13 protein-coding genes are annotated in these 13,015 nt (G+C 48.3%); 12 read left to right on the plus strand and 1 reads right to left on the minus strand.

The features are described 5' to 3' along the window. Positions 1-74 precede the first annotated feature (74 nt). The 12 genes from tilS to rpoS all read left to right on the plus strand — a co-directional run bounded on the left by tilS (position 75) and on the right by rpoS (position 12,158). Positions 75-1,472 carry a tRNA lysidine(34) synthetase TilS gene (gene tilS / locus Q1A41_RS17905; protein WP_299981779.1) on the plus strand — a complete coding sequence of 466 codons (1,398 nt, stop codon included), beginning with the start codon at positions 75-77 and terminating at the stop codon, positions 1,470-1,472. A gap of 270 nt (positions 1,473-1,742) precedes the next feature. Further along, on the plus strand, positions 1,743-3,374 hold the full coding sequence (locus tag Q1A41_RS17910) for a CTP synthase (protein ID WP_299981781.1): 1,632 nt from the start codon (positions 1,743-1,745) through the stop codon (positions 3,372-3,374). A gap of 8 nt (positions 3,375-3,382) precedes the next feature. Further along, entirely contained in the window at positions 3,383-4,240 is an 858-nt protein-coding gene (kdsA, locus tag Q1A41_RS17915) for a 3-deoxy-8-phosphooctulonate synthase (RefSeq protein ID WP_299981784.1), read from the plus strand. A gap of 76 nt (positions 4,241-4,316) precedes the next feature. Next, positions 4,317-5,606 carry a phosphopyruvate hydratase gene (gene eno, locus Q1A41_RS17920; protein WP_299981787.1) on the plus strand — a complete coding sequence of 430 codons (1,290 nt, stop codon included), beginning with the start codon at positions 4,317-4,319 and terminating at the stop codon, positions 5,604-5,606. Between the two features lie 155 nt (positions 5,607-5,761). Then, positions 5,762-6,043, plus strand: coding sequence for a cell division protein FtsB (gene ftsB / locus Q1A41_RS17925; protein ID WP_299773639.1), 282 nt, complete (start codon positions 5,762-5,764; stop codon positions 6,041-6,043). Continuing rightward, positions 6,040-6,756 (plus strand): 2-C-methyl-D-erythritol 4-phosphate cytidylyltransferase, encoded by a 717-nt coding sequence (gene ispD, locus Q1A41_RS17930; protein WP_299981790.1) that lies wholly within the window; start codon positions 6,040-6,042, stop codon positions 6,754-6,756. Before ftsB ends, ispD begins: the two co-directional genes overlap by 4 nt. A 91-nt stretch (positions 6,757-6,847) precedes the next feature. Next, entirely contained in the window at positions 6,848-7,366 is a 519-nt protein-coding gene (gene ispF, locus Q1A41_RS17935) for a 2-C-methyl-D-erythritol 2,4-cyclodiphosphate synthase (RefSeq protein WP_299981861.1), read from the plus strand. Position 7,367: 1 nt separating this feature from the next. Next, positions 7,368-8,339, plus strand: coding sequence for a tRNA pseudouridine(13) synthase TruD (locus Q1A41_RS17940; protein ID WP_299981793.1), 972 nt, complete (start codon positions 7,368-7,370; stop codon positions 8,337-8,339). Positions 8,340-8,434: 95 nt separating this feature from the next. Continuing rightward, entirely contained in the window at positions 8,435-9,079 is a 645-nt protein-coding gene (locus Q1A41_RS17945) for a protein-L-isoaspartate(D-aspartate) O-methyltransferase (RefSeq protein ID WP_299773635.1), read from the plus strand. Next, positions 9,072-10,025, plus strand: coding sequence for a DUF368 domain-containing protein (locus Q1A41_RS17950; RefSeq protein ID WP_299981796.1), 954 nt, complete (start codon positions 9,072-9,074; stop codon positions 10,023-10,025). Before Q1A41_RS17945 ends, Q1A41_RS17950 begins: the two co-directional genes overlap by 8 nt. A 199-nt stretch (positions 10,026-10,224) precedes the next feature. After that, positions 10,225-11,061 carry a peptidoglycan DD-metalloendopeptidase family protein gene (locus Q1A41_RS17955; protein WP_299981799.1) on the plus strand — a complete coding sequence of 279 codons (837 nt, stop codon included), beginning with the start codon at positions 10,225-10,227 and terminating at the stop codon, positions 11,059-11,061. A gap of 143 nt (positions 11,062-11,204) precedes the next feature. Further along, on the plus strand, positions 11,205-12,158 hold the full coding sequence (rpoS, locus tag Q1A41_RS17960; RefSeq protein WP_299981802.1) for an RNA polymerase sigma factor RpoS: 954 nt from the start codon (positions 11,205-11,207) through the stop codon (positions 12,156-12,158). Between the two features lie 264 nt (positions 12,159-12,422). On the opposite strand, the gene Q1A41_RS17965 is transcribed toward rpoS, so the two are convergent. Further along, a complete protein-coding gene (locus Q1A41_RS17965; protein WP_299981805.1) occupies positions 12,423-12,965 on the minus strand; it encodes a phosphoglycerate mutase family protein in 543 nt (180 codons plus the stop codon). Positions 12,966-13,015 lie beyond the last annotated feature (50 nt).

A 13,015-nucleotide genomic window follows, 5' to 3' on the forward strand; every position in this document is an offset into this window, starting at 1 on the left:
TGGCTGTTGCCAGTTGGCCTCTGTAGTACTTTGAGGTTTAATGCGCTTGGAAGATATTTAATTAGAATAGACCTATGTTGACAAAAGGCTCGATCGAAGAACTATCACAACATTGCATTGATACGCTGCAAGCTTTGCTCAGTGAATCGCAATGGCGAGAGTGTTCAAATCTCTGTATCGCTTATTCTGGAGGGCTAGATTCCAGTGTGTTGTTGCACGCTGCCGTTGGGCTTCGCAATGAAGGCTTGTTGGGTGATCGTGTTCTGAAAGCTATTCACGTTAATCATGGCCTGTCTGAATTGGCGGATAGTTGGGCGTCGCATTGCCAAGCTCAGTGCCAGGAATTGGGGGTGGAACTTTGTCAGCAGAAGGTTGCGCTGAGTGAATCTACGATCAAGACCGCCGGTGGTTTAGAGGCGGCAGCCAGAGCTGCGCGTTACCAAGTGTTTGAACAGTTTATGATCGATGGCGATGTCTTATTGCAGGCCCATCATCAAGATGATCAATCAGAAACACTGTTATTACGTTTAATGAGAGGGGCCGGACCGAAAGGCTTGGCGAGTATCCCAGCAGTTCGGAGTTTATCCGTTGGCTTGTTGGCTCGCCCGCTTTTAGACCTACCAAGGCAGCAGCTAGAGGGCTGTGCTGAGGCACTAAACCTTGCTTGGGTAGAAGATCCAAGCAACCAAGATAACCGCATTGATCGTAATTTTTTGCGCAATCAGGTCTTGCCGCTGCTGCATGAGCGTTGGCCGAACTTTCAAGAACGTTGGGCGGCGAGCAGTCGTCTGTGCGCTGAGTCAGAGGCTCAGCTACAGCTTTACCAAGAACAGCAGTTGGCAGCTTGTGATTGGCGTGCGGAGCGCCTAGGTTTTAGCTTATGTTTGCAACGTATCTCAGTCTTGGGGCGGGCTGAGCAATTTCAGCTAATTCGTGCCTCCATGCAGCATGTAGGGTTTGCTATGCCCAGCCGCGCTTTTTTGGCGGAGCTTGATGAGCAGCTGCTGCGCCCTAAGCGAGGTGATAGCGAGGCCTTGTTGCACTCGGGGGCTTGCAGCTTTGCCCACCATCAGGGCCGCCTACATTATTGGCCGCGGAGCGAGTTACCAAGCTTGTTGCCGGATTCTTGGAATACGAATACTGCGCTAGATTTAGGAAAGGGCTGGCAACTGCTTGCTGAGGAAGTCCCACTGGAAGAGCCCGGCGTATGGCTTCCAGAAACAGTGGATCTGCACTATCGGAACCGCTTTAAAAGAGCAAAGCCGAAAGGGCGCAGGCACTCACAAACCATAAAGAAGCTGTTGCAAGAGGCGAAGCTCGAAGCTTGGCTTCGAGCACATGTGCCGTTTATCACTTGGCAAGATAAGCTCTTAGCGGTGGGCGATCTTTGGGTAGAGCAGGAGGGGCGAGTTTATTGTCAATCCATGGCAGAAAGCCGTTATTGCCGTGTAATTTGGCGCCACCTTGGCTGATTCGCCGGGAACTGGCTGCTTTTATTGGTAAAATTAGCCCCCAAATCCCTCCCTTGCTGAGCTGCCGCGCATGTAATTAGTCTTAACTTCTCAATTGAGTCCCGAGGGACTTTCTGGTAATCTGGCGTCCCATCTTGAGAGCGTTCTTGAAACCCGTATAAAGCATGTTTAGACCTTGGCCAATTCGCCGAGGGCACATGTCTATTGTCGGTTCAAAAGCGATTCTCCACCTAATTTTTCTGTACTGACTGCAAATTTCAGGGCTTTTGCATGACGCGTTTTATATTTGTCACCGGTGGTGTTGTTTCTTCTTTGGGTAAGGGCATTGCTTCGGCATCGCTAGCTGCCATCCTAGAGGCTCGCGGCCTAAAAGTGACCATCCTCAAGTTGGATCCATACATTAACGTTGATCCGGGCACGATGAGCCCGTTTCAGCATGGTGAGGTTTACGTTACCGAAGATGGCGCCGAAACCGATCTTGACCTTGGCCACTACGAGCGTTTTATTCGTGGTCGCATGAGTAAGCGTAATAACTTCACCACTGGTCGTGTATACGAAACAGTGCTGAAGAAAGAGCGTCGTGGTGATTATCAAGGCGGTACCGTTCAGGTGATCCCCCATATCACCAATGAAATTAAACGCCGCGTAATGGAAGGCGGCAAAGACGTCGATGTGGCCTTAGTGGAAATCGGCGGTACGGTAGGTGATATTGAATCACAGCCGTTCTTGGAATCCGTTCGACAGTTAAAGGTTGAGCTAGGCAGCAGCCGGGCCCAATTGGTTCACCTTACATTGGTACCCTATATCGCCACCGCCGGTGAGACCAAGACCAAGCCTACCCAACATTCCGTAAAAGAGTTGCGTTCTATCGGCTTGCAGCCTGATGTTTTACTGTGTCGCTCAGAGCGCATGATCGATGAAGATTCCTGCCGCAAGATCGCACTGTTCACTAACGTAGAGCAGCGCGCTGTTGTGCCGCTACCGGATGCTGACACTATCTACAGTATTCCTGGTTTGTTGAAGTCACAGGGCTTGGATAACATTATCTTAGAAAAATTCGGCTTGGCCGATCAGCCAGAAGCCGATCTTTCCGAGTGGGACAGTGTTATTGATGGCAAGCTAAACCCAGAGCGCGAAGTAACTGTCGCCATGGTTGGCAAATATATGGACTTGCTGGATGCTTATAAGTCATTGAATGAATCTCTTGAGCACGCCGGTATTCACACCCGTACAAAAGTGAAGGTGAACTACATTAATGCTGAGGATGTAGAGCAGCAGGGCTTAGGTTTATTGGATGGCGCTGATGCCATTTTAGTACCTGGTGGTTTCGGTGAGCGCGGTTTGGAAGGTAAGTTAATGGCCGTTCGCCACGCCCGCGAAAATAAAATTCCTTATTTAGGTATCTGCTTGGGTATGCAATCGGTAGTGATTGAGTTTGCCCGCAATGTGCTTGGCTTAAAAAATGCCAACAGTACCGAGTTTGACCCGAACACTCCCGATCCAGTTGTCGGTCTAATCACTGAGTGGATCAATGAAGAAGGCTCAGTGGAGCGTCGTGACGAAAACGCTGATCTAGGCGGTACCATGCGCTTAGGTGGTCAAGAGTGTCGTCTAGAAAAATCTTCTAAAGTTGCTGAAATTTATGGCAGCGAGCTGGTAGTAGAGCGCCATCGTCATCGCTTTGAGGTGAACAACAACTACGTCGAGCGTTTGCAGAGTGCGGGTTTAAAAATTGGCGGCTGGTCTGCTGATGATGAGTTGGTGGAAGTGGTTGAGATCGAAGATCATCCTTGGTTTGTGGCCTGTCAATTCCACCCGGAATTCACTTCTACCCCACGTGATGGTCACCCATTGTTCACCAGCTATATTCAGGCCGCCAATAAGGCTGCCGGCAATAAATAAGGTTTGCTATGCAGCAGCAAGTGATTGAACTGCCAGGTCACGGCATTAAAGTGGCCAACGATTTGCCGTTTGTTTTGTTTGGCGGCATGAATGTTTTGGAATCGCGTGACATGGCGATGAGCATCGCTGAGCACTATGTCAGTGTTTGTCAGAAGTTGTCGATTCCTTATGTTTTTAAAGCATCTTTTGATAAGGCTAATCGCTCATCGATTCACTCTTTCCGTGGCCCGGGCATGGAAGAAGGTCTGAAAATCTTCGAAGAAGTTAAAAAGACTTTCAACGTACCGGTAATTACCGATGTGCACGAAGTTCATCAGGCCGCGCCTGTGGCTGAAGTTTGTGATGTCATTCAGCTGCCCGCATTTTTGGCTCGTCAGACAGATTTGGTGGAAGCCATGGCCAAAACAGGTGCGGTAATTAATGTTAAAAAACCGCAGTTTCTTAGCCCGCCGCAGATGAAAAATATTGTCGAAAAGTTTCGTGAATGCGGTAATGAGCAGGTCATGCTGTGTGAGCGTGGCGCCTGTCATGGTTACGACAACTTAGTGGTAGACATGCTGGGCTTTGAGACTATGAAAGAAGTCAGTAATGGCGCCCCGATTATTTTTGATGTTACCCACGCCCTTCAGTGTCGTGACCCTATGGGGGCTGCTTCTGGCGGTCGCCGTGCCCAGGTTGCGCAGTTAGGCCGTGCGGGTATGTCCCTTGAGTTGGGTGGCTTATTCTTAGAAGCTCACCCCAACCCTGATCAAGCAAAATGCGATGGTCCTTCGGCTCTGCCTTTGGATAAATTGGAGCCCTTTTTGGCTCAAATGAAAGCCGTCGATGACTTGGTAAAATCTCTACCCAAGCTGGACATTGAATAAGCATTACTGTTCAGATATTTGAGATAAATAATTCGTTTAAAACTGATACACACCTATAGCAGGAGCATCTTTAGCTATGACTAAGATTGTTGATATTAAAGCCTTTGAGGTACTGGATAGCCGAGGCAACCCAACGGTTAACGCCGATGTCGTACTGGAAAGCGGCATTGTAGGCACTGCCTGTGCACCTTCTGGTGCCTCTACCGGAACTCGTGAAGCACTTGAGCTTCGTGATGGCGACAAAGGCCGCTATTTGGGCAAGGGTGTGTTAAAAGCCGTGGCCAATGTTAATGGTCCGATTAAAGAATTGCTCGTCGGTATGGATGTTGCTGATCAACGCGCTTTAGATGACGCGATGATCAAAGCTGATGGTACAGAAAACAAAGCGAACTTCGGTGCGAACGCGATTTTGGCGGTTTCTCTTGCTGCTGCGAAGGCGGCCGCTGCCGATAAAAATATTCCACTGTACCAGCACATTGCCGACGTTAACGGCACGTCTGGTCAGTACAGCATGCCAGTGCCAATGATGAACATCATTAACGGTGGTGAGCACGCTGACAACAATGTTGATATTCAAGAATTTATGGTGCAGCCAGTAGCCGCCAAGAGTTTCACCGAAGCTTTGCAGGTAGGTGCTGAGATTTTCCATCAACTAAAGAAAGTTTTGAGTGCAAAGGGCTTGAACACAGCCGTTGGTGATGAAGGTGGTTTTGCACCTAACTTGGCCTCTAACGCCGATGCTTTGGCTGTTATTAAAGAAGCGACTGAAGCGGCCGGTTACAAACTGGGTGAAGATGTAACCCTAGCTTTGGATTGCGCGGCCTCTGAATTTTACAAAGACGGTAAATACGATCTTGCTGGCGAAGGCAAAGTGTATGACGCCGCCGGTTTCAGTGATTACCTAGCGGGCCTATGTGATGACTACCCCATTATTTCTATTGAAGATGGTCAGGATGAATCTGACTGGGATGGTTGGAAGTACCAGACTGAGAAGTTGGGCGAGCGCGTACAGCTAGTTGGTGACGATCTATTTGTAACCAATACTAAGATCTTGAAAGAAGGCATCGATAAGTCGATTGCTAACTCTATCTTGATCAAGTTTAATCAGATTGGCTCTTTGAGTGAAACCCTAGATGCCATTAAGATGGCCAAGGACGCTGGTTATACGGCGGTTATTTCTCACCGCTCTGGTGAAACTGAAGATACTACGATTGCTGACTTGGCGGTTGCTACTGCGGCCGGTCAAATCAAGACGGGTTCTTTGTGTCGTTCCGATCGCGTATCTAAGTATAACCGTTTGCTACGCATTGAAGCCGAGCTAAACGAAAATGCCCCTTATCGTGGCCGCGCTGAATTTAAGGCTTAATCGCTCTACGATTTGTCTTAAGCAGGCCTAATCGATCGGTCAGTTCGCCTAGCGGGCTGGCCGATTGTGCTTTATGGCTATTCACAGTGTGCTGAAAACTGTTTAATCTCTATTCTTTCAATTGTTGAACCTAAAGGCCTTAACCCGTGAAAGCCATCAAATGGATAAGCATATTGCTGCTGTTGCTCTTATTGGGGCTGCAGTACCGTTTGTGGGTAGGCGAAGGCAGCTATGCGCATATTGCCCGCTTAGAGCGGGAGCTTGAGCAGCAAGAGCAGACTAATGAGCGTCTACAGCAGCGTAATAAACTGTTAGAGGTTGAGGTTGAAGCGTTGCGCAAAGGCAATGAAGCCATTGAAGAAAAGGCGCGCAATGATATGGGCATGATTAAGGAAGGGGAAACCTTCTATATGGTGGTGGAGCCCAAGGATTCATGAGTAACCCCCAATTTTGGGCTGTTATACCCGCAGCAGGCATTGGCTCTCGCATGGCCAGTGATCGACCCAAGCAATACCTCTCCTTAAATAATAAGACCGTTATTGAACATAGCCTAGAAAAGCTACTCGTTAATCCGCAGATTGCCGGGGTTTATGTTGCTATCGCAGAGCATGATCGTTTTTGGGCCGAGCTAGACATTAGCAAACACCCTAAGGTGCAAAGGGTTGATGGCGGTAGCGAGCGAGCTGACTCGGTGCTCAACGCTCTACAGGCAATGGCGGTGGATCAAAGTAGCAATATTCAGCCCAATGATTGGGTGTTGGTGCATGATGCGGCCCGGCCATGTTTACGGCCAGAAAGCCTGCAAGCTCTCATTGAAAGCTTGGCTGACGATGCGGTAGGGGGAATTTTAGCGAACCCTGTGAGCGATACGATTAAGCGTGTGGCCAGTGATAATCACATCCAGCAAACCATTGATCGCCGTGCGCTTTGGCAAGCGCAAACCCCACAGATGTTTCGCTTTGAGCTATTGCGAGAAAGTTTGCAAAACGCCTTAGCCCAGAATGTCGCAATTACCGATGAAGCCAGCGCCATTGAATGGGCAGGCCAGGTGGCCAAAGTTGTGCCCGGCCCCAGCGATAATATTAAAATTACCCGGCCAGAAGATTTAGCTCTGGCGCAATTTATATTGAGTCGTCAAACTGCAAGTTAGCAGAGTTTTGATGGCATCTTCAGGAGCCACTGTGTCAAATAAAGTGCCCACAGCGAATAGAACAACAACAGCGAATAGAACAACAACAGCGATTAGAATAGGGCAGGGCTATGATGTTCATGCCTTTGAAGATAGTGAACCCTACAAAGATCATATCGTTATAGGTGGTGTTTGCATCGATTATGATAAAGGCTTAAAAGCACACTCCGACGGCGATGTATTACTGCATGCCCTTTGTGATGCTCTTTTAGGTGCGGCGGCATTGGGCGATATAGGTAAGCATTTTCCAGATACAGACCCGCAGTTTAAAGGTATTGATAGTCGTGAATTGTTGCGTCATGTTGTCGCCAAGTTGACGGCGATGTCTTATCAATTGGTCAATGCCGATATGACCATCGTCGCCCAAGCGCCCAAAATGGCCCCTCATATAGACTCAATGCGCGCCAATATCAGTGCAGATTGCGGCTGCGGCCTGGCTGATATCAACGTAAAGGCCACCACTACTGAAAAGCTGGGTTTTACTGGTCGCAAAGAAGGTATTGCTGCCTACGCTACGGTATTAATTGAAAAACAGCCTGCTAACGATCAGCAAGTTGCCGCGGAAGTGTAATGTGACAGAGATAAACTTAAATTTTGCCTACGCCTATGGCGAGCCGCTCGGCAGTGCAGGCTTTCGTACGGAATTTGAAGATTTTCAGGTGTATGAGCAATTGCCCTCAGCCCCAGAGGGTGAGGGCGAACATGTGTATTTGTACGTTCGTAAAACCAATAATAATACCGCTTGGATTGCCAAGCAGTTAGCAAGGGCAGCGGGTATCCAAAATATGGATGTCGGTTATGCCGGCCTGAAAGATCGACGAGCCGTTACCGAACAGTGGTTTAGCTTGTATATGCCCAAAGGGGCAGAACCGAATTGGAAAGCGCTGGATATAGAAGGCGCTGAAGTACTGGAGATCAGCAGGGGGCGCAGCAAACTACGTCGCGGCGATCATCTTGATAATCGCTTTGTTATTCGTTTGCGCGATTTCAGTGTTGATGCTGCCGATCTAGAGGAGCGCTTAAAGCAGATAAGCTTAGCCGTACCTAATTATTTCGGTGAGCAACGTTTTGGTATTGATGGCGCAAACTTAGAGCGCGCCGTGCAGTGGTTCGAAGAGGGTGTAACTATCCGCAACCGTCAGCAGAAAAAATTTATTGTTTCTGCGGCGAGATCGTATTTGTTCAACCTGGTTCTGAGCGAGCGGGTGGCGAGCGGTAGCTGGTTAGATTCGCTTGAGGGTGAATGCCTGCTGGATGGTAAGGCTTCAGGCCCTATGTGGGGGCGCGGACGCTTAGAAAGTAGCGCTGCAGCTCTGGAGCTCGAAGAAGCCTTGCTAGCGCCGATGCAAAATTGGCAGGAACGATTGGAGCACCTAGGGCTAAGGCAGGATCGCCGCTTGTTGGCGATGCGCCCCGTTGATTTTAACTGGCAGTTTGAAGACCGTGACCTGCGCTTGGAATTTAAGTTGCCACCAGGCGCTTATGCAACATCGATTTTGCGAGAATTATGTCAGCTACAGCAGCCGGAACTAGTCGAACAGTAGGGTAACTATGGTATATTGCTGGGTTTAGCCGGTAGCAGCGAAAGAGTTTTTAGAAAGGACAGTTTGTGAACCAGAATTTATTGCAAGGCTTGGGGATGACCTCCCAGCGTACCCGGGAGCGGTTGGTGCAGCGTTTGATGGATCAGGGTATCTCCAATTGGGAGGTATTAGATGTAATGCGTAATACCCCTCGCCATATTTTCTTAGATGAAGCGCTTTCGCACCGTGCCTATGAAGATACCGCCTTACCTATTGGTTTTGGTCAAACCTTATCCCAACCTTATATTGTCGCACGAATGACCGAGGTACTTTTAGGAGCAGCAGGCAGCCTAGATAAGGTGCTTGAAGTGGGCACAGGCTCCGGGTTCCAAACCAGTGTCTTGGCCCAATTGGTTAAGCAGGTTTACAGTGTTGAGCGTATCGAGCCGTTGCAAGCCAAGGCGAAGCAAAGGCTATGGGATCTTGGTATTCGCAATGTGCGTTTTAAACATACCGATGGTGGCTTTGGGTGGCCGGAAGTGGGCCCTTTTAACGCCATATTAAGTGCTGCAGCTCCACAGGTAATGCCAAAGGATCTATTGGCTCAACTTGCGCCAAACGGGGTGTTAGTGATCCCTATTGGGGGGGAAGAGCAGGAATTGCACCTTGTGATGCGAGATGGCGATAGCGATAACTTTATTACCCAGATTCTTGAGCCAGTTAAGTTTGTGCCTTTGAAATCGGGTACGGTTAATGCCTAAGGTTGCGACGGCCCGTAGCAAGAGGCAATACCTCAGCCTTATTGCTAAAGGAATGGCAATGGGGGCGGCCGATGTGGTTCCTGGGGTATCAGGGGGAACCGTAGCCTTTATCAGTGGTATTTATACTGAGCTTATCGATTCATTACGCTCTATTAAACCCAGTTTATTACTTACTCTATTTAGAGAGGGCCCTTTAGGCGTATGGCGTGAGGTGAACGGCGCCTTCCTTGCGGCCGTTTTTGGCGGTATTTTTCTGAGTGTCTTTTCGCTGGCCAAAGTGATCAGTTCGGCTTTAAGTCATTACCCTATTTTTATTTGGTCTTTCTTTTTTGGATTGATTTTAGCGTCTGCGGTTATGTTATGGCGACAAATCTCAGAACATAGCTTGGCTACAACTGCAGCTTTAGTATTAGGGGCGGCGGCGGCCTACTGGGTTTCTAAGATGGGTGTTAATGAGCTGGAAGTAACAACTTTGGTACTATTTGCTGGGGGGGCGCTGGCAATTTGTGCAATGATATTACCAGGCATCTCCGGCGGCTTTATTTTGTTAATGCTGGGGCTTTACCAGCCAGTCATTGACGCTATAAAAAACTTTGAGCTAATGAATCTGGCGACAATTGCGCTAGGGGCTGGCTTGGGGCTTGTCGCATTCTCCCACGTGTTGTCGTTTCTTTTGCACCGTTTTAAAGCGCTGACAATGGCCAGTTTGACGGGCTTTCTGTTCGGATCTTTAAACTTAATCTGGCCGTGGAAGCAAATTATTAGTTCCCGCATCAATAGTAAAGGTGTTGAAGTACCTGTCGCTCAGGAAAACATATTGCCGGGGCAATTTGAATTGCTGACAGGTATGCCGTCACATTACCTAGCGGCGGGTTGTTTTTGCGCTGTAGGCTTGCTCCTAGTGATGGTTTTAGAAAAATGGGGGCAAAACGAGCAAAAAATCTGATCGTGAAAACGATCACTAAAAACAAAGAATCTCGGAAAACTCGTGTTTGGCACTCAATTTGGGGATTTTTACTAGCCTGTTTTTAGATTGTTTTGTTATTGATCCAACTGTTTAATCACAGAAAATCATAATAATTGGAAAGAGTTGTGCTGCTCTTAGTGAAGTAAATCACAACTTTTGCGTTAGGAGGGGAAGAGCCGTGAAGTTGGGGCTGTTCAATATATTGATCACTCTGCTTTTGCTTGCCTGCTCAACAGGTGGGCATATTGCCCCTATTCAGGAAAGAAAACAACCGCCTAGTCAACGAATTGAAAATCACGTTGTGAGCAAGGGCGAAACATTGTATACAATCGCCTGGCGCTATGGTCTAACGGTGAAAGCCATAGCGCAACGCAACGGTTTATCAAGCCCTTACACGATTTACCCAGGTCAAAAATTATCACTTTGGACAGACAATCTAAGCGCTAAAGCGCCAAAAGCTGTTGCCAAATCAAGTAGTTCATCCTCAAAAGCCCCTTCAAAGCCTAGGGTTAAACAAGCTGTCATAACTCCCAAGACGAAGAAAACGACCCCTAAGGTTAATTCAGGTGCCGCTGTTAAGCCGCGTTCAAAAACAAAAACACAGCCTAAGTCCACTAAGAAAAGCAAATCGGCCACGGTTGGCAGAGTTTCTTGGCAGTGGCCAGCTAAAGGGCGCTTGCTGACTCGCTTCAGTGGGCCAAACGGCTTAAACAAGGGTATTGATATTGCCGGTAATTTGGGAGAGCCTGTGGTCTCTGCCGCTGCGGGCCGTGTGGTTTACGCAGGCAATGGATTGCGTGGCTATGGCTTGCTATTGATCATCAAACACAATGAACAATACCTTAGTGCCTATGCCCACAATAATAAATTGCGAGTAAAAGAAGGCGATATTGTTAAAGCCGGGCAGAGAATTGCCGACATAGGATCAAGTGGTGCTAATCGAATGAAGTTGCACTTCGAGATTCGAAAAGACGGCAAATCAGTTAACCCTTTAAGTTATTTACCCAAGCGTTAAGGGTTACTTGGAGAGGTAAAGACCAGCATTGCCGAGCGACACAGGGCAATGCTAGCTACCCAGGAAGGGAGCACTGCAGAGTCTTAGGAGTGGAAGAAGAATTCCACAAATACTAAATCAGATAATAAGGTACAGGTATCGACATGGCAGTCCAGAATCAAGAATCACATGTTGGTAAAGCAGAGTTGGAATCAGTCGTAAGTTCGAGTGAAGGGGAGGTCCTAACCAGCCTGCCAGCAGATGAGCGTGACAATAAGACCTTTGATGCTACCCAGTTGTATCTCAACGAGATTGGTTTTTCTCCACTTTTGAGCGCAGAAGAAGAGGTGTACTTCTCGCGACTCGCTCTTAAAGGCGATGAGGCCGCGCGCAAGCGCATGATAGAAAGTAACCTTCGCTTAGTGGTAAAGATCGCTCGTCGCTATGTAAGCCGCGGTCTAGCGTTATTAGATTTAATTGAAGAGGGTAACCTTGGCCTGATTCGAGCTGTTGAGAAGTTCGACCCAGAGCGCGGTTTCCGCTTTTCTACCTACGCGACTTGGTGGATTCGACAGACCATTGAGCGCGCCATTATGAACCAAACGAGAACTATTCGTTTACCCATTCATGTGGTGAAAGAACTGAATGTTTATCTGCGTGCTGCACGTGAACTGACCCAGAAGTTAGACCACGAGCCCAGCCCAGAAGAGATCGCCAAGCTACTTGATAAGCCAGTAGCGGATGTTGAAAAGATGCTGGGCTTAAATGAGCGGGTAACCTCGATCGATAATCCGGTTGGACCAAGCTCGGAGAAAACACTGTCTGAGACGATCCCTGATCAGCATGTATCGGATCCTTCGATGTTGCTACAAAACAGTGATTTGCACCAGAACCTTGATTCTTGGTTAGATGAACTGACAGAAAAGCAACGTGAAGTGGTAGCACGCCGTTTTGGTTTGCGTGGCCATGAAACCAGTACGCTGGAAGAGGTGGGTCGTGAAATTGGCCTAACTCGCGAGCGTGTTCGCCAAATTCAAGTAGAAGCACTTAAGCGACTACGCGGTATTTTAGAGCAACAAGGCTTAAATTCAGAAGCCCTGTTTGGCTCCCTAGGATAGCGTTCAAACTCCTAGGTAACCGTCTTGAAAGCCGCTCTTGAGCGGCTTTTTTTATGCCAACAACGGTACGGGGTCAGATCCCTAGGGATCTGACCCCATTTTGAAGCCGAGAGCTCAAATGCTCCACTGTCCTAATAAATCATTCCAAAATTGAGCTTTCGCTTTACGAAAGGTAGGCCATAAAGCTTAGTGCCATCACCTGGGGTCAGATCCCTAGGGATCTTTCGGGATCTGACCCTGTATCCTGTATCGAAGCTACGATACTTAAAGCACCAAACTGTGATCCTCGAGCCCTTCAGAAAGCAAGGCAATACCGCTTTCAGAACAATCAAACTCCCAAATCGAGCAATAATCCGGTCGACATTGCATCACTCGCTCATTATCACGAGCAGCAGCAACTACCGCATTAATCACCACAAAATGACAAAACACGATGGAGTCTTGTGGTTGCTGGCTAAGAGCCCGCAAAATATCCGCCCGCCACTGTGTTACTTGAGCTTCCTGTTCAGTCCAACTTTGCCTAAAAATCTGCTTTAACCAAGGCCCACGTTCGGCCAGGCTGCGATCACCAGACGGGATTTCAGTGAATCGTGGATCAATCTCTAGCTGTGCTTCAGGCAAGGCTGTCTGTGCTGTTTCGATGGCTCTCGCCTTGGGGCTACTGAGCACTTTATAACTTTGGTATGGAGCGAGTGATTGGCGAATATTGTCGGCTTGCTCAAAACCTAATTCACTTAATCCCGGGTCGGTTTCTTCTCCCCAGCTAGCCGCTGCTTGACCGTGGCGAACCAAAATAATCTTACTCATTTATACAGTCCTTAATATTTATACTGGGGGTGAAAATTGGTAGCGGGTAG

The organism is uncultured Pseudoteredinibacter sp., assembly GCF_947502065.1.
In the GTDB taxonomy this organism is placed as follows: domain Bacteria; phylum Pseudomonadota; class Gammaproteobacteria; order Pseudomonadales; family Cellvibrionaceae; genus Pseudoteredinibacter.